This window comes from Methylomonas sp. LWB, from assembly GCF_001856095.1.
Lineage (GTDB): Bacteria > Pseudomonadota > Gammaproteobacteria > Methylococcales > Methylomonadaceae > Methylomonas > Methylomonas koyamae_A.
In genome coordinates this window covers 414,750-439,109 of record NZ_MKMC01000023.1, presented here as the reverse complement: position 1 = coordinate 439,109, position 24,360 = coordinate 414,750, and the positions used below count along the sequence as shown (strand labels likewise).

Below are 24,360 nucleotides of genomic sequence, written 5' to 3'. Positions count from 1 at the left end.
TGCCATCCGCGATGCCCGATAGAACAGCAGCGGCACGCCGCCGGCTTTCTCCAAGGCCTGCACCGTTTCGTCCAGCATCCGAGTCTGACCGTCGGAAATGTAGCTGGACGACATTTCCATCGCGATCACCGGTTGGTTTTGCCAATTCTTGCCGGTCTGTTGACTCCACCAGTCCAGATACGCCGGCAAATCGGCGAACACGCTTTGCGGATAATCCGGATGGTAAATGCCGCCGTTCGGCAACGCTAACGGTTCGGGCACTTGCGACAAGTCGCCGCCGGCCAACCAAGTGTTCAAGTAAGCAAACAGGTGCTGGCGGTTGGCGGCGGTGCCGTTGATGTAATAGTTGAACAAGCGTTCACCCTGATCCGGCGCCAGGTTTTCCGCGCGATAGCGCGTTGGCGGACTCATAATGTTGACGTGCAACACCGGCGCTCGGCCTTCCCTGAGCAGCTTGCCAACCGCCTTTTCTATTTGCGCCTGATCGTCGGTGCGCGGTGCATCGACAATCACCAGCTTGGCGCCGGCCAATGCCCGGCGCGCGGCGCCCCCGTCATCGCGGTCCACCTGCGCCCAGGCCAGCTCCAGCCCCTGCAAACGCGCCGCTTCCGCCATCAACTGAAACTTGCGCTCCAGCACGAATTTGGTGGAAACGACGGCGACTTTATCGGCTGCACCGACCGCTAGCGGCCAATTTAGCGCCAACACGCCCCAGACCAACCATCGGAATACTCTCATCTCAATACCCTCGAAAAAACGTGAATCCAAGCTTGGCGATCCCGAGCGAAACACAAACCACGCGGCCGGCACCGATCGAACCGATCGGCAAGCCAACGTCGTGGACCGGCTCGGGCTAGGTCCCGCCTCGATCCCATTGCCGCTCAAAATTGATAGGTCAAACCGGCCCGGAACGTGAACGGGCCGTCGCCGGTCCCCGCTAGCCCGGTATAACTTCTGACATTGCTGGCATTGGACGACACCCGCGACGAATACTGGGCATCGAACAAATTCAACGCTTGCAAGGACAGTGTCCAATCCTTCCACTTATAGGCGGTACGCAGATTGAACAGCATCGGTCGCGCGTATTTATCGGTATTTTGCACGTTGGTGTAGTAGCCGCTGACGTAATCGGCTTCCAGTTCGACACTCCAACCCGGCAACGGATACACGGTCACCCGACCATTAACGTGATGCTTGGGCGAGCTGACCAACATATTGTTTTGCAGTTTCACCGCACCGGAGTTATAGATGTCCCAGCTGTTCCAAGTCAGGGTATGCGCCACGTCGAATTTGACCAGCTCATGCGGGCGATAAGACAGACTGGTCTCGAACCCGCGCGCGGTGACCGCGCCAGGGTTAGACGAAAAGGTTGCATTGGTTTTTGCGGTATTGGGGCGGCCTCGGATCGTATTCGGCAGTGCCGACCAACCCGGACAGGCCGCCGGCGACTCGCTGCACAATACCGACGCGATGTAATCGTCAATATTGGTTTCGTAGACATCGACATCGTAGCTGAGCCCGGCGTCGCGGAAATAGCCACGCAAGCCCAGTTGTTTAGTGATGCTGGTTTCGGGGCGGATGTTGTAGTTAGGATAGACCGCGGTCACGGTATTGCCGGTGCCGGGTACCAACCAGCCGTCGGCCATGCCCATCCACACTACGTGATCCTTGGCATATTCCCAACTCAAGCCGCCTTTTTTTATCAAATGACTGTAGGTATTTTCGCCGTCCTTCGCGGTGGAACCGGTCGCCACCAGAATTTGATCGATTTGCTGCTCGAATTCCTCATGGCGTAGACCGAAATTGAAGCGCAAATTATCGAAGGTCGACAGCCACGACTGGCGGTCGAACGCGCCATTCAGCGGAGATATTTCGTATTGAATGAATGGCGCGATTTGGGTCTCGTTAGACTCGGTAATCGAGTTGACCGTGGTTCTGGCAAAGCCGTTGGTCACTCTATTCCAGACTTTGGTGTACTGGGTTCCGTTGATGACATCCAAGCCGGTATACACCCGCGATTTCAAGAAATCAAAGTCCTGGCGAAACAGGGCATGGCCATTGTTTTCGGCAAAATCGACTTCGTTAATGCGCGCGTTCGAAGCGCCGGAACCGCCGCCGGAATTACCATCCCAGCCGTTTTGCTCGCGGCGGCTGAAGGCCACTGTCAACTCGCCGCCAGTGCCGATTTGGCGAACGTAAGACGCGGTACCGGTCAAATATTCGAAGTCCTGATACAGATTCTTACTGTTTGGGCTGGCCTGTCGCCAATTTTCGTCGAATTCATCGCGCGTTAACGAGCCACCGCTTTCTTCGTACCAATCGACGTGCTCCAAGCGCATCGTTAATTTGGAGACATCGTCCGGGCGATACACCAGTTTACCGCTGGCGGAACCCCGATCGGAACTGGTGCGATCGCGCCAAGGATTGCGTTCCATTTGGCTGAAACCGGCGAAATAACCCAAATCCCGGTTCAACATGCCGCTGGCCGAACCCTGAGTACGCCAGAAATCGTCTGTACCGTATTCCTGCGACAAGCGATAGGTCGGGGTTTGAGTGGGGTCCTTGGTAATCAGGTTCCAGGAACCGGCGATATTATTGCTGGGATAGAGTACCGAGCCTGGCCCGCGTATCACTTCGATACGCTCGATTTCGGCCGGATTGAATTGATCAAGCGTCGTGAAACTTTGGTTCATCGGTGAATGTATCAACAAGCCGTCCACCAGATTCAAGCTGTAGGATTTGCCGCCGTCGGGTATCCGCATGTTTCTGACCATGCTGACGCCGGGAATTCGGTTAAATTGCTCGCGCAGCAGATCGACGTATTTGACCGTTTCCAATTCGGTTTGATCGATGATGCTGCCGGGCTGCGAGGTCGTTTTCGTCAATTGACCGAGCGCCGTGCGTTCCTGTACCGGCTTTTTGCTGCTGTCTTCGGTCAGCCAGTTATCCAGCAAACCCAACGGCGTGGCGGTAATATGCACGGTTTCCAGGGTTTTCGCGGCCTCCTCGGCCTCCGCCGATCCGCCCGGTAACGCCAACGCGGCACCAACCAAAATCCCCAGTTTCTTGTTCATTTCGACTCCTTTTTGCGATTTTATTGTTGTTACTATTAAATTCGTTGAGTACAATAGCGACGGACCTATGTTGGAACGCCCTGTCTCGCCGCTTAAGCCGATCCACTACACCTATCTCGTCCATTCCCGTATCGGGCCAAGCCCCTCCGTCCCACACCGCACCAGCCCGCGCTAGTCGCTCGATTCAGAAACCGTCCGGCTAGACCGCCCGCCGCGAATCGCGCCGCCCGATCAACTTCCGACCTTCACCGCCCGACGCTGGCTCGCGCCGGCATAGCCGTCGGGTTCACCAACTTTGCCGGTCACCACGGTGTCACCGGCTTGCAGAGCGCCGGCCAGTACTTCGCTGTTACGGTTGTCGGTGATGCCTGTCTTAACCTCGACGGCACGCAATTGCCCGGCACTATCCAAGACGTATACCCGGCTGGCGGAATCGGCGCTTTTCTCCGGCCGTCGCGCGGGAACGGCCGATCCCGCGTCGGGCCGAAACCGCAACGCCGCATTCGGCACCAACACGGCCGCGCGGCTTTCTTGCAAGGTTACGTTGACGTAAGCCGTCATACCGGGAAACAGGATCCGCTCGGGGTTGTCCACCCAAATCACCACATCGTAGGTGACCACGTTTTGGTCTACGGACGGATTCAGGCGGATTTGCGCGACTTCGCCAGTGAATTCGCGCTCCGGAAAGGCATCGACGCTGAAACTCACCGATTGCCCCGGTTTGACCGCGCCGATCTCGGATTCGGCGAAATTGGCATCGATCCGCATCTTGGTCAGGTCTTCGGCGATCGTCAGCAAGGTTGGCGTCTGAAATTTGGCGGCGACGGTTTGGCCGATCTCCACGAACCGGTCCAATACAATGCCGTCGGCCGGCGCGCGAATCACGGTGTCGGCCAAATCCACCCGATCTTTTTGCAGTTGAGCGTGGGCCCGCTCTACCCCCGCCGCCGCCGCCCGCCGGGTTTGAACCGCTTGATCCAACTCGGCGACGCTTGCGAACGCTTGGACCGCCAAGGCCCGTACTCGATTTTCATCGACCTTGGCCCTCGCCAGCTCCGCTTCGGCGCCGACCAACGCCGCCGCGCTGTGGGCGACTTGAGCCCGCGACAACGCATCGTCCAAGATCAACAACACTTGGCCCGCCTCGACGCGACTGTTGTAATCGACACATAATTCCCGCACCGTGCCGGACACCTTGGCGCCAACCGTGAACACCCGCCGCGGACTCAAAGCGCCATTGGCCGCCACGCTCAGCGTCACGTCGCCCTTGGATACCACGGCGGTTTTGTAACTGGGACCCTTGGTCCAACCGACTCCGCCGGGCCAATTGGCGTAACCCAGGCCGGTGGCGGCGATCAGCGTACTAACCAACAGGATTTTGCCCATCCCTGGATAAGCCACTATTTTGCGAGGTTATTTTGGTTCCGGCAGCCGACGGCCGGAACAGGGCTTGACGCTCGCGGCACGAACGCTGGCGATATGCCGGTAATGTTCGCCCCACCATACGGAGCTTTGGCAGGATTGGACGTCGCCGAGGCATGGTGTTTCGGCGGGCCACGCCAAAGTTACTCCGGAGAGCACCTCGGATTCGCCAGGATGCGGATAGGCAAACACCGTGATTGGCAACACCGCCAAGGCGAACGCCAAATACCCATTTTTCCGCATTTCTATCTCCTTCAATGTCAGGGTCCAATCCAACGAGTCGCGCCAGAGTACCGGCCAAATGTGCAAAAAATGAGGAAATAGTGAGAAAAATTGTGGAAATTAAAGTGGCCGACGATACCCTACACCGCCCGCAAAATAAAACGCGGATAAACGGACGATAATCCGCGATTTAGGGTATCGGCAAGTCTCGTGGCTGGCTCGCGAGCCGGGCCGCCCGCCAAGCCGAACCTGGCGCCGGTCGCCAATAGCAACCACAACCGATCGGTTGTCAAGAACAGACGGAATGAGCGGACGGCGCGCAAACGTTCGCTAGGAGCGGCACAACTCGGCTAAGGCTTGACTCAAACCGGCTCGCGTTTCAGAAACACGCCCGCCATCAATGTCGCCGCGAACAAAGCCAATAACCACGCACTCGCCACGTCGAGAACGGACTGACCTTCGTCAACCCGCTCCTGTTTCTGTTCGGTCATTTCAAATCCATCGACTTTGGCGGGAGCGGCCGGACTGGCCGAAGCGGGAGCCGCCGCGGATCTCGGTGAACCGGCGGCGGCTTGGCCGGCCGAGGTCTGATCCGAGGCCGAAGCCAGCGCCGCTTGAGCGCCGGCACTCGCTTTCGACGGTTGCGGACCAAGCGAAGGCGCCGGCAATTTGAGCGCGGCTTCGCCGACCTTGCGGTCTTGGGCTTCGGCTAACGCAACCACTTCCCGGCTGGAACAGGTATCGCGGTCGCAAGCTACGCCGGCTTCGGCGATCGCATCGCGGTTGGCCTGTTCCAGCGCGGCCTTGGTGGCAGGATCGGCTTGCCAATAGCCTTTGTTAACGGCGGTGAGCATCCGATCGATCATGCCTTGATAGGCCAGCATGTTTTGCGCATCCCGGAACTTTTGCTTGATGTCCAAGCGGTTACGATCCGCCACGTAGGTCTCGTATAGCTCTTGCCATTTCTGATTGCCGACTGCTTCCGGCACCGTGACCTGCCAGCCCCACAGGTTTTCCGCGACCTTGCCGACGAACCGCGCGCCGGCGTAACCTTCCTTCATCATGGCCTCTATCCATTGTGGATTCAGATAACGGGTACGCATCTCGGTGCCGATAAATTTTTCCAACGTCTCGTGCCGCGGATGGTTGGGATTGGCCAAATTGGCCACCAGCACTTCCGGCGAGCGGCCATTGACGGCGCGCACGGCCAACGCCGCGCCGCCCAAATCCTGGTAAAAGTCGTCGTTATCCAAGGCCGCGTAGGTGTTGCTCGAACGGCTGTGGATACTGGCCTTGACGTCTTTTAGCACAAGCTTGAACAAATCCACGCCCAACTTGGCCTCGACCTGCTTGCCGTGGGCAGCCTGCCCGTTCTTGCCGCTGATGTCGATACCGCCCCAAAATCCTTGGCCGAACGGGTTGCCGACCCGGTTCAAATACACTCCAGCCAAGTCCTGTTCCTTTTGCCAAGTATTGGATAGCGGAATCACCTTGTTCAAGTCGTTGCCGTAGCTGCCGGTCGGCTCGGAAAACAGGCGCACACCGGCCAAACGTTCGGCTTGGGCCTTGGGCACGCCGCGTTTTAGCAAAGCCGCCAAGGCTTTTTGGTAATTTTGGGCAATCTGATTGCCCGGTTCGTCGGCCAGCCGAGCGGCGGTGACGGCCTTGTCCAACAACAACATCAGCGGGCCGAATTGGTCGCGATACATGCCCGACGGCAGAATGACCACGTCAATGCGCGGCCGCCCCAATTCCTTCTGGCTGATGACTTCCACGCCAGCCGCCGCGCCGCGCGGATCCCAGAGCGGCTTGACGCCGAGCAAACGCAGGATTTGCGCTTCGATCATGCCTTCGTGGCGGTTGCTTTCCACGCCCCACAGATTAAACGAGAGCTTGTCCGGATATTGACCGTTGTGACGCTGCCGGTAATCGGCCAATAAGGCTTCGGCCTGCTTGGCACCCTCGGCGTAAGTGGCGGCGGTCGGCAAGCGGCTGGGATCGAAGCCGTACAAATTACGCCCGGTTGGCAGCGAGTCCGGGTTGCGGATCGGATCGTTACCGCCTCCGGCCGCGATGTAACCGCCGCGCAAGCCGTTGACCAAGGCGTCCAGTTCGGCTACACCACTCTGTTCCAGGCGCGCCGAATAGTCGGCGATTTTCGCGGCGCGCTGTTCCGGCGACAAATTGGTTTCCACGCTCAACATCGCTTCCACCGTGGTTTGCCGGCCGTGCTGGCCGGGCGCGACGCCGAAGGTATGCAAACCGTGCGGCGCGTGAGCCTCGCCGACCTCCTTCAGATGTTGTTCCAGCGTATCGACCTGCGCGGCGGTCTGGACTGCGTCGAAGCCCATATCCTTGGCAATACCCAGCTTGATCGCCAGCGCAGACACCTCGCCGAGTATCGCTTCGGCGGCGACCGGGCCTTTTTGCGCCGCGAGTCGGTAATCGCTGATCAAAGCGGTCAGTTTGAGCAATTCGGTATTCAGTTTGGCCTTATCCAGCGGCGGCGTCAGATAGCTGATCAAGGCCGCCATGCCCCGGCGCTTGGCTTGCACGCCCTCGCCGATGTTATCGACGATGTAAGGATAAAACTGCGGCACCGCGCCGACGAAGATTTCGCCGGGATCGTCGTTTAAGTAACCGACTTCGCGGCCGCCGTGCCATTCGTGGGTGCCGTGGGTACCGAGATGCACCATCGCGTGCGCCTGAAATTCGTGCTGCAACCAAAGGTAATACGCCACATATTGATGGTGCGGCGGCAAGTGCACATCGTGGTAATGCATTTGCTTGTCGCCGTGATGGTGTTGCCGCGCGCCGGCATCGTGATAAAGTTTGTCGGGATCGACGCTGCCCATTCGATCCGGCTGCGGATTCAGCATAACGTTACCGACCCGCACGCTCGGAAACACGAAATAGGCCTTGCCCTTGTCGTCGTGCCAGAGCATGGCCCGGGCTTTTTCCGGTTCGCCCCAGAATTGCAACATCGGCTTGCGGATGGTCTCCGGCAGTTCGGCAAACCATTTTCGATAGGTATCCACCGGCAACAGACTGGTTTGACCACCGCGCACCAGGGCTTCTAGCGCCCCTGGCGCGTAACCGCCGACATTGGTACCGTGTTTTTGCACCAGCTCGAACAAACCTTGTTCATCGGCCGGCAATTGACCGGTGTCGTAGCCCTCGGCTTTTAGGCGTTGCAAAATCGCCCACAACGACTTGGGCAACACGTTTAAATAGGACGCGCCGACGTTTTCCTTGCCGGGCGGATAGTTGTAATAAATCAACGCCACCCGCTTATCGGCATTGGCGGTTTTGCGCAACGCGATCAGCCGTTGCAGGCGTTCGGTAGCCCGCTCGACCCGCTCCGGAATCGGCGCGTCCAGGTCATACGTAATATCCAGATCGGCATCGTAATGTCGTTCCTTGCTGGCAACCACGGTTGGCGCGATCGCCCCGCCAAGTTCGGTACTCCCCACCTGCCAGGAACGCTCCATGATGTCCATGCCGATTTGCGATTGGCTATACTGACTCAAACTTTGCGTTTGCAACGAAATCAAATTCAGCATCGGCACGTTCAGACGGCTGAGCAGCGGCGCGGTCTGTCTCGGAGTCAAGTCAAACTTACCTGCCATCAGCAAAATGCCGGCTACCCGCGATTTGCCGTTTTCGTCCAGCAGCAAGGTTTCGATTTCCTGATTGGTATGTACGCCGTAAGTCACCACCGGATTGAAGCCCCGCGCGGCAATCGAGCGCGTCAAGGCAGTGATGGTATCGTTCCTGCCCGACAAGGCCGAATTGCGGTAAATCACCAGTGCCACCCAGTCCTGACCAGGTTTGCACAACTCGCAATCATGGGCATAACTGGCAAAATCCTGGTAATCGCGCTTGGTCAACGGATTGAAATAGGCGATTTCCGGCAACGGTGCCGGCGCCGGCACCTGGCTCAGATTCAGCCGCGCCGCCAGTGCGTGGCGCACCATGTTCGCCAGGTTGACGGCGCCGCCGGCTTGTTTGTAGGCGGCAATGTCGGCCGACTTCGTCAGGCCGAAATCCGGAAAATCCGGGTCCCAGGTTTCACCAAGGATGTAGGCGACGCCGCCCAGATCGGTAGCGGTTTTGATTTCGCGGCCGGCCAAATCGATGAAGCGGCGGCCAACGCTGGTGGATATGAACAAATACTGCGACTCGACTAGAAAATCGACAGGCTTTGTATTGACGGCTCCGGCGGCCTTACCAGGAAAATCCAACATCGAGTACAGGCGAAATTTAACCTGCTTCAACGCCGGATCGGCTTGCAACAGTCCGATCGCCTCGGCGGCGGTGTAAGTATCGTTACCGCCCATCATCAGACTGACATTGAGCGGATGATCGTCGTGCGCGGATGCCGCAAACGCCAAAAACCATAAACTCAATGCCTGAAATACCGTTTTCATAAAGCCTGCCTCACTCGGATTGCGGCACGTACACCACTCGGCCGTCGACCAGCCGATAAGCGGTGCCCAACCGCTCGCCCTCGCCCGACAATTTTTTATCGGTGACCTTGCTGACCTTGATTTCCTTGCCCTTACGGGTCACCACCTCGATTTGACCATCCGCGCCCTTCTTGGTCATCGTGACTTCGGCATGGGGATCGAGCAGGTCCATCATGTTATAGGCCATGAACAAGGCCAGCATCATCGACACGATGAACACGATGCTGGCGTCGAACAGATTGGCGACCCCAGCAATCGGGTCTTCCAGGGGTTCCGCCGATTCGAAGCGGCGGTGGCGGCGTAAGTAACGCATATCAAATATCCTCCGCCAACCGGCCGGTGCGAACCACCATTTCGGTCAGGTACTCCATTTCCCGAATATCGGCCCTCACCCATTTTTCCCTTTTCAGCGCGATCAGATAAGCGATCACCCCGCAACCCAATCCGGCGACCGTGGCGGTAAACGCGGTGACCATACTGCCTGCCATTTTCGGAATATTTCCTTCGGCCAACGCGGCCAGCGAAATACCCATCGGAATCAAGGTTCCCATCAAGCCCAGCGCCGGCCCGACCTTGATCACAAACCGAATCCGGTCCAAGCGCTGGGCCATCTGCAATTCGGTGGCTTGCAGCAATCGCTCCATCCGCACGTCCAAGTGATCGCCGTGTTTTTCCAGTTCGTCACCGACGGCTTTGACGAAGCCGGTCAGTGCCGACATGCGTTCACCGCGCCGCTCCCACGCTTCGCGCAGCAACATGCCGAACGCCAGCGTGACGTAAAGCGTCAGCAGCGCGCAAGCGCCGATAACCGGCAAGTACAGCGCCGAGGCGACCTGATATAACAATTGCTCGATGAGTTTGACCAACGACATAACCGACACTTCCCTATTTTCCATGTACTAGAAGACCAGCAACCGTGCGCACCGCATCCGGGTGACAGCGAATACCGAACGGCAACCAAGTTAGTGTCAGATTAACTGGTGAATGTGCAAGAAATAGGGAAAAATCCGGGGTATTAACCAATTTGCCCGACAGCGCGCCCCGGCCATTACCTGACCAAGGCAGATTGCGGATCGAGCCAGGGCGGCGCGGTCATCATCCGGCGCGCAATTCGCGCTGCCGATGCAAACGTTTGGAGCGGCGCTTTTTCAACCAATGAATGGTCCCGGTGACGGTCAGAATCAACGGTGCCAGACCGGCGATCAACACCAGCACCCGGCCGATCTCGCCGAGGATTTCGCCGTTGTGTAGCGGCAATTGCAAATTGATAAACGCGGTGCCGGGGTTAAACCGCTCGGGATCGCGACGCTGTATGACCGCGCCGCTGTATTGATCCAACCAAATCCGGGTGGCTCCCTTATGCCGGAGTTCGCCAGGCTGGCGACCACTGACGCTGTAGCTGCCGTACGGGTCCTCGGGCAAATTGACACGCTGCGGCCGCAGGTCCGGAAATGTCGCCAAGGCCCGGGCAATCGCCTGATCCGGAGATATTGGCTGGTCGCCGGTCGGCAACGACATTATCCTCATCGGCGCTTCGTCTATCGGTGAGAACCAATTCACCGCCGGTTTAAAGATTTCCGGCAGATTGAAATAGACACCGGACAAACAGACCGACAGCATTACCAACGCGGTGTAAATGCCGACGGTTTTGTGCAAGTCAAAGTTAAAACGGGTAAAGCTGGCGTTGGGTTTAATTAAGAAGGCCTGCTTGATCTTGCCCAACTTCGGCCACCAAAGATAAATGCCGGTGATCGTCAAAACCAACGCCAGTAAGGCCGTGATGCCCATGATCAATTTACCGGTATCGTCCACCAGTAATTTGAAATGTAAACGCAAAATGATGGACATCAAGCTATCGTGCTTGTCGCGATCGCCGATGACCTGGCCGGTATAGGGGTTGACCATGACTTCGTGAAAATGGTGCCTGTGCATCATGCCGCCTTTCTTGGCATGTTCGGCGTGCTCAGCCTCGCTCATCGGCACCGCATAACGCACGATCAACACATCGTCCGGTTCCTCCGGCAACAACATATAGGCCGCCGGCACCTTGATCGGCGTCGCGGTGTTTGCCGCCGCCAGCAGCGCGCTGTATGGCAGCCGACTGTCGCCCGGCGCTACCGTCATCAATTCGCTATTCAGCCATTTATCCAGGCCGTTTTCGTAGACCAGCAAGCTGCCGGTCAAGCCGGCCAGCGACAACATCGCCCCGAACCAGAGCGAGATGTACAAATGCAATTTCAGCAATATCTTGCGCAAGCTCAGTTGCTTAAACAGGCGTAACGAAAGCGGTTGCGCCACCGCTACCGGCAGTTTGATCGTTTGCGTGACAGGTTCGATAGTTGACATGAACGACACTCCTCTTGAAATAATTTTTGATGGCCGACAATCGCTTCGACCGATCCGAGCAATGGCGGCTAAATCTTCCCCCTTTCTTTAACGCGAAACACCGCTGACGCTCTCCGGCCGTTAGCGCTAACACCGCGTGTCGATCCGCCGCCGTTACCCGGTTGACCGCGACGTCCGCGCCCCGACGTCCGTTTTTTCCGACCTAGATAATCCGGCTTCGAGCACTAACGACAACCGGGTCGAGCCAAGCGTCGGCGGCGGCAAACTCAACGCGTACCGACAGAACCTGGCCGGGTTAGCAGCGGCGCTACGATCGCCGGCAGTTCGTCCCAGCTCAACGCCCCGACTTGGCTGAACACCGCGCGGCCGCCGGCATCGAACACCGCTGTAAACGGCAATGCTCGCCGGGTATTGCCCAGTTGCTCGCTCCATAACCAACCGTTACCGGCACCGAACCAAACCGGAAACGCGGTGGGGTGCTTATTCAAAAAGGCCTTGACCGTATCGGCCTCGTCGTCCAAGGCCACGCCGACCATCCGCCCACCGCGTTCGCTTATCGCCGCGTGGGCGGCATTCAATGCCGGCCATTCCGCCAGGCAGTTGCCGCACCAGCTTGCCCAGAAATGTACGATCACCACCTGACCGCGCCAATCGGCCAAGCGATGCTCGCCGCCGTCGAGATCCGGTATGCGCCATTCCGCGGCCATCCGAGGCTCGCCTGTCAATCCCAGATTGGCGACGACGCCGAATATCAGCAAACTCAAGATCGCGGCGATTCTTAAACCGGCCATCACCGCCGCTTACCTGACCACGGCCAGTTCGCCGTCGCCGCCCAGCGCATGGGTCAATTGCGCCAAATTGACATACCAATCGATACGGGCTTGAATATCTTGCATTCGGGCATTGGCCAAATCCGCTTCGCTAGTCAGCCACTCCAGTAAAGTCCCAACGCCGGAACGATAGCGCGCCTGCGCGGATTCCACGGAACGTTCGGCATTGGTCTTTAAACTGCGGGCGCTGTCGATGGCTTCACCGGCGGTACGCAAATCGAAATAGGCCTGCCACACATCTAATTCGATCTGGCGTTGGGCCTGATCGCGGCTGGCCTCCGCCTTGTCCAACTGCGCCTGGCTTTGCCGAACCGCGTAGGTGTTCTGAAACCCTTGAAACAACGGCACTTTCAATTGCACGCCGATGTTGTAACTCATGTTATCCGGGCGATTTTCGACGAAGTAGGTGCAGGTGTTGCTCGCATTGAATTCCAAACTGGGTAAGCCCTGCGCACTTACCGCGCCGACATTCGCCCGTGCCGCACGCACTTGCGCTTCCGCCGCCAACAAGTCGGGACGGGCCGCCTTACCTCGCTGCAGCAAGCCGTCCAGGTCCCGTAGCAGCTCGGCGTTGTCCGATACTTCCGGCCAAGCTTGTAACGGGATGGTTTGGCTAACCGGCGCGCCGACCACGTTGGCCAGCCGTCCGCGCAGCTTTTCCTGTTCGCCCAAGGCCCGCTCCATCGTCAATCTGGCCTGAGCTTGCGCGGTCTTCGCCCGATACACGTCGCCTATCGTCGCCACCCCGGAGGCGCGCTTGGCCTCGGCGGTTTTGACGCTGGCCTCCGCGCTTTCCAGGCTTTGCTTGGCGGCGGCAACCAACGCGGCGATGCCCTGGCTCTGGTAATAGGCACGTTCCACATCCAGGGCGACATCCTGCAACACCCGGTTGCGATTCAGTTCTGCCGCCAGCAGACGATAGTCGGCCATCTCCAACTCTTGACCACGTTTGCCGAAATCGAACAACACGTAACTCAGACTTAACGCCGGACCGTAGCGATTCTGGATGCGATTGCTAAAACCGCTGGTAGCGATCGGTTGCAAGTGGGTAAAACCAGTAGTCAGCGTAATCGTCGGCAAATAAGCCGACTTGGCCATGCCGACTCCGGCGGCGTCGGCCGCGACTTGAGCCCAGACTTGCCGGGATTTCGGATGATGCCGTAACGCCAACTCGGTCAGCTGCGCCAAACTCAGAGGTTGGTCCGGCAAGGGCAGTGGCTCGGCGGTGTCGGCCGGCGCCGGTGCCTCGCCGCGCCAAGGCTCGGTCAACGGCGGCCGCTCGGCCGCGACGGCAAACGGATCGACCCAATCCGGCGGTGTTAAATCCAAGGCCGGCAGCGCGCCAGCCCAAGCCAGACAACAGCCGGCCAGACCGGCGCGTCGAAAATGCGGCCAAGCCCGCCGTCTTTCCGGTCGTTCGCAGCAGTGTCCAGTGGCTTTGTTAACTTGCAAACACCTTCTCCTTTTTATTGATAACGCAGTGCTTCGATCGGGTCCAGGCGCGCTGCCTTGCGGGCCGGATAAAAGCCGAAAAATACGCCGACCGTCAGCGCCACGCCGAAGGCGATCACGGCCGAATCGACGGAAAAAATTACCGTGGTCTGCCCGAAACGCCGCACCAGCTCGGCGCCGAGCGCGCCGAGGGCCAAACCGATCAAACAGCCGATCACCGACATGATGATGGCCTCCAACAAAAACTGGGTCAGGATTTCCCGCTCGCGAGCGCCCAGGGCCATGCGGATACCGATTTCGCGGGTGCGTTCAGTCACCGACACCAGCATGATATTCATGATGCCGATGCCGCCCACCAGCAGCGAGACCGAGGCGATCGAGCCGAGCAACATCGACATCACCCGCGCGGTTTCGGCGGCGGTATTGGCGGTTGCGGTCAAATCGCGAATCGAAAAGTCGTTTTCCATGCCCTCCCGCAAGCGGTGGCGCTGGCGAAGCAAGGCACGCATGTCGTTTTCCACCGCCGGCATGACTTCCTGGGATTCGGCCTTGACCATAATCATGTTGATGCCGCCGCCGGTCTGCCCGAACAACTTGCGTTGCGCGGTCACCAAGGGCACGATGATGCTGTCGTCCTGATCGCGGCCGTCCAGGCTCTGACCTTTCAGATCCAGCACACCCAGAATCACGAACGGTTGTTGTTTGATTCGGACCACCTTGCCTATCGGCTCTTCGTTACCGAACAACTTGCCGGCCACGGTTTGGCCAATTAACGCCACCCGCGTGCCGGCGCGCACGTCGGAGTCGGTGAAACGGGCACCGTCCACCACGTCCCAACTCCGCGCGTCGAGATATTCGGGGACCGCGCCAATGATGCTGGAACTCCAGTTGTTCTGGCCGCGTATCACCTGCACCGGCGCCGGATGCAACGATTGCGCCACAACTTCGATGCCGGGCAATTCCTTCATGGCCTCGGCGTCCGCCACGGTAATCTTGGTGCCGCCGGTTTTACGCACGCCGGCCGCCGAAGTCGACAAACTGGCGGAAACGATGAACAGATTGCTGCCCATCGCGCTGATCGACTGCCGCACCGCGTACTGCGAGCCTTCGCCGACCGCCATCATCAGCACCACGGCGCCGACGCCGATGACCATGCCCAACATCGTCAACGCCGAACGCAACCGGTTGGCGCCCATCGCATGCCAGGCCTCGCTCAACATCGCGCTCAGCATGGCACGTCCTCGGCCCTAAGCGTGGCTTGGTCACTGAGAATGCGGCCGTCGCGAAAATACACTTGCCGCGAGGCGTGCTCAGCCACATCGCTTTCGTGGGTCACCAATACGATGGTGATGCCTTCTTCGTGCAACTGCCGAAATATCGACATGATGTCGTCGCTGGTCCGGCTATCCAAATTGCCGGTCGGTTCGTCGGCCAGAATGACCCTGGGTCGGTTGACCAGGGCTCGGGCAATCGCCACTCGCTGCTGCTGTCCGCCGGAAATCTTGGTGGGAAAGGCATCCACGTGGCGCGCCAGTCCGACTTTCTCGAGCAGCTCCCGAGCGCGGCGGAAACGTTCCGGCTTGGCAATGCCGGCATAGACCAACGGCAGGGCCACGTTCTCGGTCAACGTCATGCGCGGCAACAAGTTGAAACCTTGAAACACGAAACCCAGGGTCTGGTTGCGCAAGCGGGCCAGTTCGTCGCCGCTCAAGCGGCCGACCTCGTGACTATTCAGCCAATAAGACCCCTCGTTGCAACGGTCCAGGCAACCGAGAATGTTCATGAACGTCGATTTGCCGGACCCCGAGTGTCCCATCACGGCTACGTACTCGCCCCCGCGAATGTCCAAATCCACGCCGTGCAGGGCGCGAAACCAGCCGGACGCCAGCGGATAATCCTTGATAACGCCGCGAGTTTTGATGACCGGCATTAAAACAGCCTCATCGCGCCGGCCGTCTTGCCGCCGGCTTTCTCGACCTTACGGTTTTCGCCGGTAACTACTTTATCGCCGGCCCGCAACTCACCGGCCAGCACCTCGGTCATCCGGTTGTCGCTAAGACCGATTTCCACCGCGACCTGCCGCGGTTGCCGGTCGGCATCCAATACATAGGCGGTACCGGCCGATAACGACTTTTTGACCGGTTTAGCGTTGCCGCCCTGATCCTTGCCGCCTTCGCCTCCTCCACCCTTGCCGGACTTACCGCTCTCGGCGCCGGGTTTGAAGCGCAATGCCGAATTCGGCACCAACAACGCATTGTGGCGCTCGGCTATCGCGATGTTGACGTAGGCGGTCATGCCGGGAAACAGCTGCAGCTTGGGATTATCGACCGCGATAACCACATCGTAGGTCACCACGTTCTGATCGATGATCGGGCTCAGCCGAATCTGGGTGACATTGCCGCGAAAAGTGTCGTTGGGAAAGGCATCGACGGTGAATTGCGCGGTTTGGCCGACTTTAATGCCGCCGATATCGGACTCGGCGAAGCTGGAGTCGATCTGCATCTTTGTCAAGTCCTGAGCGATACGGATCAGTGTCGGTGTCTGGAAACTGGCGGCCACGGTCTGGCCGACATCGACCAAGCGCTCCACGACCACCCCGGACACCGGCGAACGAATCACCGTGTATCCCAGATTGACCCGGTCTTTTTCTAGGGCTGCCTGGGCTTGCTCCACCATCGCTTGCGCCGCTTGAGCCTCCTTGACAGCTTGGTCGTATTCTTGCTGCGTTACGTGCTCGCCCGCCAGTAAGCCTTGCAGGCGATTCCGGTTGGCTTGCGCCAGCGCCGAGCCGGCCTTGGCGGACGCCAGCGCCGCGTTGCTTTGCCGCCATTGAGCGGCGTAGGTGGCATCGTCTAGTTCCAACAATACCTGGCCTTGTTCGACCTTATCGTTGTAATCAACCATCAGCTTCCTAACCGTGCCGGACACCTGGGTCCCGACATTCACCATCCGCACCGGATTCAACGTGCCGTTGGCGGACACACTTTGCACCACGTCGCCGGTGGTTAGCGCTTGAGTCTTGTAACGACTGGCGGCATTGGCGGCATCCGCGCGTTGCGAAGCCCAGTAAGCGCCGCCCAGCGCCAAGATTAGAACCGCGCCGATAATGGGTTTAGTTGTCATGGTCAAATCAAACTCGAGCCGAATCGGCTCCGTAAACAAATGTGGTGAACGACGCCCCGCTCGCCGGAACGCTTAGCGCCCCCAACGCGAGGCCTCGATCCGAGCCGGGATTGGCGTGCGCAACCGATCATGGTCAACTGGCTAATCGCAATAAATTGCCGACGCCGACCAGTATCATCAAACCGGCACTGAGGTTTTCGATGCGCGGCAGCCAAACCCCCAACTGCTGACGCAAGCGTCCACCGAAGTAAGCCACGCCCAAACCGTAAACCAAGGCCGGCACCGTAATCGCGCCCAAGCCGAAACCGAGTCCGAGAATTAAGCCCGCCCACGGGTCGCCGGTCGCGGCCGCCGACAACATCACGATGTTCAACGGCACGCACGGCGCCAGCGACATACTGAGGCCCAGGAAAAACAAGCCATCGGGCAACAAGCGCGCCGCGCCCCGACATTTTTCGGTCAGTCGCGCGCCCCACCCGGAACGCTTGGGGCAACCGCGACTCGAGCGCATCCGCACCATTAAGGCCAAACCGACCAATAGCGTGGCAATCCCCAACACCAGACGAGTGGTAGTGTCGTCGATACGGTTATTGATGACTTCGCCGCCCCAGCCAGCCGCCAGACCGAACAAGCTGTAGCCGGTTACCCGGCCCAAACTATGCGGCAACAGAATCCGCCACGACTGTTTGACGCCACCGCAATGGGCGATAAATACCGGCGCCAGAAACGGTAGGCAGCTTAAAATGCACGGCCCCATGCCAAAGAAGAAGCCCAGGCTCATCGCGGTTGGTAATCCCAACCACAGATTGGTTTCCATCACCAACTCAATCCTGTTCGGCCATGAACTCGCGGCGCGCCAAAATCGCCGCGCCAAACGCGGTAGTGGTCTGCGGGTAATCCGGCACCACCAGTTCGCGCCCCAGCAAATCCTGAATCGCCGACACCAGACCCTTATTCAGCGCCGGCCCGCCGTCGAAATACACTCTATCCTCCAGGCCAACTCGCTTGGCCAAGCGCACCGTGCGCTTGGCGATCGAATAATGAATGCCGGCAATGATTTCCTCCTTGCCGTGGCCGTTGGCCAACAAACCGATGATCTCCGATTCGGCGAACACGGTGCAGGTACTGTTGATGTCCAACGGCACCTTGGTGCAATTCATGTGGTACTCACCCAACTCCTCCAGGTCGATTTCCAGATTGCGAGCCGCCACATCCAGGAAGCGGCCGGTACCGGCGGCGCATTTATCGTTCATCACGAAATTCGACACGTTGCCGGTGTCGTCGATCTGGATGGCCTTGGAGTCCTGGCCGCCGATGTTAATAATGGTGCGCACGCCGCCGAAGGCCTTGCCGACTTCGTGGGCGCCGATGGCATTGGCCGTGATTTCACTGATCGAGTCGTCGGCCTCCTTGAACAACTTGCGGCCATAGCCGCTGGCGATCAAATACTTGACTTGGCCGGCCTCGACGCCGACTTGATCCAGCAAGCCTTGCAAGGCTTTCTTGGCGTTCTTGTGAAACAAGCTGCCGGAGTCGGTGACGTGCACACCCGTCAATTGGCCTTCTTCGTCAACCAAGGCCACTTTGATGGCGGTCGAGCCGATGTCTATACCTGCGAAAAAATTCATTTGCGTTGCCTCTTGCGGGTTTTTAACGATTCGACGAAGGCTTCGATCCGGGTGGAAAGCTGGCCTTTGTCGTCCGGGCTGTAATCGGTTTCCACGTAGAGCATCGGAATGCCCTTGGCATTCAGGGCCTCTGCGACGCTGCGCTGCTCCATTTCGTAGACCTGGCAGCCCGCAAAGGCTTGATAAACCACGCCGTCCACCTGGAAACTACTGGCCAGTTCCAGCAATCGGCGTTTGCGGTCGTCGTTGCGGGTAAAAATCGGGCAGGTACAGGGCTTGAGATATTTGTCGGCCAGGCTGTCCATCATGTCGTTGAGCATCCATTCGTCGACAGCGGTCATGTCGTATAGCAAACGATTGGCCGAGCACGTTTCGTCGGCAACCACGACGCCACCGGATTGCTCGATCAACAGCGGCAGTTTCAGATTGGGAAAGATCGGCGGCGAGCCGGTAAACAGAATCCGCGGCGCCTTTTTCTGGCAAGCGCCGAAACCTTTTTCCGCACGCTGTTTCAGCTCGCCGATCAGGGCCTCCACCGCAGCGGTCCAGCGGTCGATATCGTCGAAAAAGTAGGCGTTGGTCACCAAAAAGATGTCCTTACCCAGAATCGCCGGCGGGTGGACCAAGCGAAAGCTCAGTAACTCCCGGAACGCTCGCTGCGCGCGACTGGTCTTGCCCATCGCCTCCTTGAGCCGCTTGCGGGTGACTTTTTTACCGGTCAGCGCATGCAATTCGGCGGCGAAACGCCGCACCGTACGCTGCCAGTAGAGCCGGGCTTCCTCGCTTTCCTTGATGTTGGGAAACTCCAAGTTGTAAACCCGGTAGCCCATGTCTTCCATCATCGAACTGGCTTTCTTTTTCTGGTCGCATGTGGTTGGGTTGATAATCAGATCCAAGTCGCCGATCTTAGGAATCGTGTCTTCCGCTTTGAGCATGCCCAAGGTGGCCTTGACCAGCGAACACGATTTGGCGGGCATGAAGTCGGCGCCGATTTGGTCGTTGTGGTAGGAGCCATTGCACAATCTAACCGGCGTGGCGCCGGCGGCATAGACCAGTTCCTCCGGCGCCTGGATGCAAGTGGTACCGATCAGCACGCCGTCGCGCTCGAAGGCCTCGCCCCGGCAATACAAGCGGCGGAACAAATCATAGAAATAGTCCATCGACCGAGGATTGTCCTCGAATTCGTCGACGATCTGGTTGAGGACGACTTCCGATTCCTGCGCTTGTCGCGTCATGTGGTACGGCTTTTTCTCACCGTTTAGGGATAACGAATTCATGATTTGCCTCGGCCCGCCGGCTCAATCCTTGACGTGTTGGTTAGGGTTCATGCGCTTGATAAAACCGGCTTCGGTCGATTCGAAAAAGGTTTGCCCGGCGAAATTGGCCTTCAAGGCTCCGGTTTCCGGGCAGGCCGCCACGCATTTCAAACACATGATGCAGTCGTCCATCATAATGTGCGGGTTTTGCACGTCGTCGGCGATGGCCTTGATTTCCAGATCGCACACCCGGTAGCAATCGCCGCAGCGCGTGCATTTATCGCCGTCCTTGCGCAAGGTCAGCAAGGCGGGCTTGGAAATCAAATAGTGCAGTGCGCTCATCGGGCAAAAAAAGCAGAAAAACCGTTTCTTGACAAAGCAACCCACGAAAAATAGACCGGTGACAATCATGCCCAGGCTGGTCATCACGGTGGCCGCCTTGGTACTGAAATCGACGGTGAAATGGGTGAAATTCCCGGCGAAGGCCGGGATCAGGGCTCGACCCGGACAAATCGCGCAAAACGGCAATTTCATGTCATGCGAAAACCAACCGCCGCCGATGCCCAACGGAATCAAAAACATCAGCGCCAGCAACAGGTACTTGATATAGGTCAGGCGATTGAACTGATCCGAGCTATAGCGCGAGTAGCGGATGCCGGTCAGTCGCCGTAAGCTGGTAATCCAGTCCTGAATCGTACCCAACGGACAAGCAAAGCCGCACCAGCCTTTGTTTAACACCACGAACCACAACAGGAACGCGACGAAACCGGTCAGTATCGTCAACGCCGCGGCGCTGGCCAGTTTATGCCAGGGCCATTCCATCTGGTGCTGCAAGGTCATCAAATAACACAGGCCAGCCCTCCCCGCCGAGTTATAGCCGCAGGAGAAGGTGGGTATGCTGTTGCCCAATTCGATGCCGACGAAGCCGCCGTACACGAAGAATCCGAAAAAACTCAGCTGTAACCAGAATCGAAACCGGTTGAAATTAATCAGATCGAAGCGCCGTTTGAAGGCATCAATAGCTTTCATGAAAACGCACCTCCCGATAGGGTTTCAAACGCCGACGGCGGAACAGAAAGATCGCCAATCCGCCGAACGCCACCACGAACAAACCCACCCCCAAACCGATCGCGTAGGAACGGTAATCGGCCGACGACGGGTAATAGTTACCGGACAACGTGGCGCGATAGCGGGTTGCACTGTAACGCTCGCCGTTCAACGCGCCGCCGGCGGTCTGCTCCTCGTGTTCGGCCACGACCAGAAAGGTTTCCTGATGGCGGCGCTGGAAATCGTTCCATGACGGAAAGTAGTCTCGGATCAACGTAAAGCTCACCCGCCCTTCGCCATCGGCGATCGCCGACTTTTTCCAGCCTTGCTGGGTAATCATTGTCACGGTAGCCCCGGCTCGAGGTTTGCCGTTGGCTAGAACGGTAAAGTTAAGGGTATCCCCGGACGACAAGCGCGTGAACAAGCCTTCCTCCGGCAAATGAGTCCTGACCAACTCCAACGGCGCTTCGGAGTTGATTGCGGTTCGGGTTAGTTCGTCATTGGCGTTCTTCACGCAGCAGGTGCCTTTCAACAGCTCGGCCTTGGCGACATTGACATCCAACACTCCGGCATCGACGCTGCTCCGCACCAAATAGGCGTTGTAAAAACCCAATTCCGGCAAATCCACCTGGACGTGATACCAGCCGTTTTGGTCGGCCGCCCTTAAATCCCGGCGTTGGCCGGCGCCATCGATCAGGCACACGGTCGCCGGCATACCGTTCGGTTTGACGAAGCCGGCGGCCGACACGTCGTCGCCGGCCCGCAACCACAGGTGCTTGGTCGCGCCGTGGGTGTTATCCATACTTTCGCCTTCGGTGTAGCTGCCGCGCGCCTCGGCGCCGCGAGAGGCCTTGGCGGCTTTGCCCGGCCCGGACTCGGTCAACCACATAGGCCCCAGGGCCGGAGCGGCCGCGGCCGCACTCAAATTGCAGCCCAACAGCACGGCACCCAATCTCGACAATAGGCTCATAGCATTCTCCTGTCAGTCATTTACGATGATCGCCCAGCGCACCGAGGTTTCGCGGTTTCCGGCAAATCAGCCCGAACACATCAGCCGAACGCCGCCGCGTCAAAACGACAGCACGATTTCGGTGGTCAAGTTGATGCCCGGCATCAAGTAAAACTGGTAATACTTTTCGTCGGTCAGATTGTTGATCGCGGTGTTGAACTTGATCATGTCGTTGATTTTGTAGCCCAGCTTGGCGTTAACCACCGAATACTCGCTAGGCGCGCCCGGCACGTTGTCGGCGATGTCGGAGTTATTGGATTGAACGTACTGGTGGCTGAAATGATTGAATTCCATGCTGCCGGACCAATCCCGGTAAGTCGCGATGAAGCCGGCCTTAACCATGTGTTTGGGCACCGAGGTCAGATGCTTGCCTACGCTACTGGGGTCGGCGGCGTTAGCCAGAATATTGGAATCGATGTAGGCATAGTTGCTGTAAAACTCCAGCCAGTCCCAAGGTTTGGTACCGAACGACAACTCCACGCCGCGAATCCGCGCCGCGCCGGCGTTGACCCGTTGCGTCAACGACAAATCGACGTTTTTCGAATAAATCAGGTTTTTCATCAAGGTTTCGTAATAGGTCGCGCCCACCATCACTTTCGGGTTCATTCGCCACTCGCCGCCGAACTCCCAATTGGTCGCGGTTTCCGGCGTTAAAGTGGGATCGCTTTGCGTGGTCAGAAAGCCGGTCTGCGAAGTCGAGGAACTGATGACCGAAGTGGAATACAAGTCCAGATTGGTCGGCGCCCGGAAAGATGTTCCCCACGAGGCACGCAGCGTCAATTCGTCCAGCGGCTTATAAACCCCGGAAAATTTGGGGCTGAAGTTGGTAGTCCCCCGGCTTGGGTAAGTGGCTCGAGTGAGCGGTGCGGTCAATTGCTCGAAAGCTCCCTCGGTTTCCCACCAGTTCATCCGCCCACCCAAGTAAACGGTCAAGGGTTCGAATACGCTGATCTCGTCTTGGGCATACAATGAATAGATCTTGGTTTCGCCGATATAGCCCGTGGTTTTCGTGGTGGCGCTATTTGGATCGCGCCAGTTAGTTAAACGAAAGGTGGCCCGATCGACGGTTTCCCGATGCAAATTCGCGCCGGTGACGAACACATGGTCCCTGGCAAACGGCAAACCGTTAAAGTGCAGTGGAAAATTGTACTGCAGGTCGGCGTCCAATCCGGCATTGGGGGCGTCGGTCAAGGTACCGGCACCGTTGAACTGCGTTGCCGCGGTACTGACCGTGCTGAACGAATACTCGCGATCTATGTAGGCGAAATTGGCTTTCAACGCCGATCCCGGCCCAAATTTATGCTCGTAATTGGTGAAATATCGATTGGTGGCCGAGTACAGTGGCGCGCTGTTGACGAATTGGCTTTGCGATAAACCTATCCGGTGGCCGTCGATGTTGACGTTACCGGAATAGACCGGTAGCCCGGCGGCGTTGCGCAGAAAACTATTGAACGGGGTGTAGCCCATCGCGTAATCGGAAAACGACCAGCCGGCCAAAATTTTATCATTGTCGGTGATTTGGTAATCGAACTTGGCGGTGCCGTTCATCTGAGTCCAAGGACTACGACCTTTTTCGCCGATGATGTAAGCCGGCGCGCCTTGCACGTTGGTAGTCGGCACCGCGCCGCTCACCACCGGATTCGCAACCGTCGCCGCTGTCGCGGTAACCGGCCGCACGTTGTATTCGTTGGTGTAGCCGTCACGGTCCATGTAACCGAAACCGGCGACCACCCCCAAGCCGTTGGCGAAACGTTCGCGAAAGAAAATGCTGGTGTCTTCGCCCTCGGCATCTTGAAAACCTTTTTTGCCGCGTATCGTCAACTCATGTTTAGTGGGCTTCTTGGTCAGCACGTTGATGACGCCGCCGATTGCGCTACTGCCGTACAACGACGAGAATGCGCCGGGGACCACTTCGACTTTCTCGATGTCGTCGGTCATCACCGTCCGCCAATCGATGCTGCTGGAGTTACCGTCCTGCAAGGGCTGGCCGTCAATTAACACCAGCGTGCGCTGAGTATTGGCGCCACGAAGCGAAAAATTGCCGGACCCCGAAGAGCCTTGGGTTTGGCCGAGAGCCGGAAAGCCCAAGTACAAACTAGGTGTTTTCGTCAGGATGTCACCCAACCTAGCCACATTTCGAGCTTCCATGTCCTTTTGGCCGATTACGGTAACCGCCGCCGGCGCATTGACCAGCGCGGTCGCGGTCTTGGTGGCGGAGATGACCACTTCGTCCAAGTCTTCATCCAGCTCGGCGGCTGATTTTTTCGGCTTGGGGGTGACAGACTCCACCACGTCGCTCGCTTGACTGCCGTCGCCGACAACTTCAGCATCAGCCGCGCGCACCGGATTCGACGCGCCGCCCACCAAAAACACGGCGACCGCGCAAAACGCCAGTTGGCGGGTAAGCTCATCCCTCGCCTCGTTGTTATTTTTCCGCATAAACGCTCTCCTGATTATGTTTGGTTAATGTCCATTTAAGTCG

19 protein-coding genes are annotated in these 24,360 nt (G+C 58.3%); all 19 read right to left on the bottom strand.

The window, feature by feature from the left end; translation table 11 throughout:
• Positions 1-738 (bottom strand): cobaltochelatase subunit CobN (locus BJL95_RS12645; RefSeq protein ID WP_175463709.1); only part of this gene is annotated, 738 nt, incomplete at its 3' end.
• Positions 739-881: 143 nt separating this feature from the next.
• The gene (locus tag BJL95_RS12640; protein ID WP_071158408.1) at positions 882-3,074 is read right to left on the bottom strand and encodes a TonB-dependent receptor; all 2,193 of its coding nucleotides are present in this window, start codon (positions 3,072-3,074) and stop codon (positions 882-884) included.
• A 231-nt stretch (positions 3,075-3,305) separates the two neighbouring features.
• The gene (locus tag BJL95_RS12635) at positions 3,306-4,460 is read right to left on the bottom strand and encodes an efflux RND transporter periplasmic adaptor subunit (RefSeq protein ID WP_071158406.1); all 1,155 of its coding nucleotides are present in this window, start codon (positions 4,458-4,460) and stop codon (positions 3,306-3,308) included.
• 27 nt (positions 4,461-4,487) lie between these two features.
• Positions 4,488-4,739, bottom strand: coding sequence for a hypothetical protein (locus BJL95_RS12630; protein ID WP_139306244.1), 252 nt, complete (start codon positions 4,737-4,739; stop codon positions 4,488-4,490).
• A 341-nt stretch (positions 4,740-5,080) separates the two neighbouring features.
• Positions 5,081-9,148, bottom strand: coding sequence for a cobaltochelatase subunit CobN (locus BJL95_RS12625; protein WP_071158402.1), 4,068 nt, complete (start codon positions 9,146-9,148; stop codon positions 5,081-5,083).
• Positions 9,149-9,158: 10 nt separating this feature from the next.
• Positions 9,159-9,500, bottom strand: coding sequence for a DUF2149 domain-containing protein (locus BJL95_RS12620; protein WP_071158400.1), 342 nt, complete (start codon positions 9,498-9,500; stop codon positions 9,159-9,161).
• 1 nt (position 9,501) lies between these two features.
• Positions 9,502-10,083 (bottom strand): MotA/TolQ/ExbB proton channel family protein, encoded by a 582-nt coding sequence (locus tag BJL95_RS12615; RefSeq protein WP_254786788.1) that lies wholly within the window; start codon positions 10,081-10,083, stop codon positions 9,502-9,504.
• A gap of 199 nt (positions 10,084-10,282) precedes the next feature.
• Positions 10,283-11,533: a PepSY domain-containing protein gene (locus BJL95_RS12610; RefSeq protein ID WP_071158396.1), complete on the bottom strand. Its 1,251-nt coding sequence runs from the start codon at positions 11,531-11,533 to the stop codon at positions 10,283-10,285.
• A 266-nt stretch (positions 11,534-11,799) separates the two neighbouring features.
• Positions 11,800-12,324: a TlpA disulfide reductase family protein gene (locus BJL95_RS12605; RefSeq protein ID WP_071158395.1), complete on the bottom strand. Its 525-nt coding sequence runs from the start codon at positions 12,322-12,324 to the stop codon at positions 11,800-11,802.
• Positions 12,325-12,333: 9 nt separating this feature from the next.
• On the bottom strand, positions 12,334-13,815 hold the full coding sequence (locus tag BJL95_RS12600; protein ID WP_071158394.1) for a TolC family protein: 1,482 nt from the start codon (positions 13,813-13,815) through the stop codon (positions 12,334-12,336).
• Between the two features lie 14 nt (positions 13,816-13,829).
• The gene (locus BJL95_RS12595) at positions 13,830-15,047 is read right to left on the bottom strand and encodes an ABC transporter permease (RefSeq protein WP_071158392.1); all 1,218 of its coding nucleotides are present in this window, start codon (positions 15,045-15,047) and stop codon (positions 13,830-13,832) included.
• Positions 15,041-15,745: an ABC transporter ATP-binding protein gene (locus BJL95_RS12590; RefSeq protein WP_071158390.1), complete on the bottom strand. Its 705-nt coding sequence runs from the start codon at positions 15,743-15,745 to the stop codon at positions 15,041-15,043. Before BJL95_RS12590 ends, BJL95_RS12595 begins: the two co-directional genes overlap by 7 nt.
• Complete coding sequence (locus BJL95_RS12585; RefSeq protein WP_083385980.1) at positions 15,745-16,938, bottom strand: efflux RND transporter periplasmic adaptor subunit; 1,194 nt, start codon at positions 16,936-16,938, stop codon at positions 15,745-15,747. Before BJL95_RS12585 ends, BJL95_RS12590 begins: the two co-directional genes overlap by 1 nt.
• Positions 16,939-17,071: 133 nt before the next feature.
• A complete protein-coding gene (locus BJL95_RS12580) occupies positions 17,072-17,755 on the bottom strand; it encodes a sulfite exporter TauE/SafE family protein (RefSeq protein ID WP_139306243.1) in 684 nt (227 codons plus the stop codon).
• Positions 17,756-17,762: 7 nt separating this feature from the next.
• Entirely contained in the window at positions 17,763-18,566 is an 804-nt protein-coding gene (locus tag BJL95_RS12575) for an acyl-CoA dehydratase activase (protein WP_071158386.1), read from the bottom strand.
• Positions 18,563-19,843, bottom strand: a complete 1,281-nt coding sequence (locus BJL95_RS12570) for a double-cubane-cluster-containing anaerobic reductase (protein ID WP_071158384.1) — start codon at positions 19,841-19,843, stop codon at positions 18,563-18,565. Before BJL95_RS12570 ends, BJL95_RS12575 begins: the two co-directional genes overlap by 4 nt.
• Positions 19,844-19,864: 21 nt before the next feature.
• Positions 19,865-20,851 carry a 4Fe-4S binding protein gene (locus BJL95_RS12565; RefSeq protein ID WP_071158382.1) on the bottom strand — a complete coding sequence of 329 codons (987 nt, stop codon included), beginning with the start codon at positions 20,849-20,851 and terminating at the stop codon, positions 19,865-19,867.
• Positions 20,838-21,839, bottom strand: a complete 1,002-nt coding sequence (locus BJL95_RS12560) for a hypothetical protein (RefSeq protein ID WP_071158380.1) — start codon at positions 21,837-21,839, stop codon at positions 20,838-20,840. Before BJL95_RS12560 ends, BJL95_RS12565 begins: the two co-directional genes overlap by 14 nt.
• Positions 21,840-21,938: 99 nt before the next feature.
• Positions 21,939-24,317, bottom strand: a complete 2,379-nt coding sequence (locus tag BJL95_RS12555; protein WP_071158378.1) for a TonB-dependent receptor — start codon at positions 24,315-24,317, stop codon at positions 21,939-21,941.
• Positions 24,318-24,360: the final 43 nt, after the last annotated feature.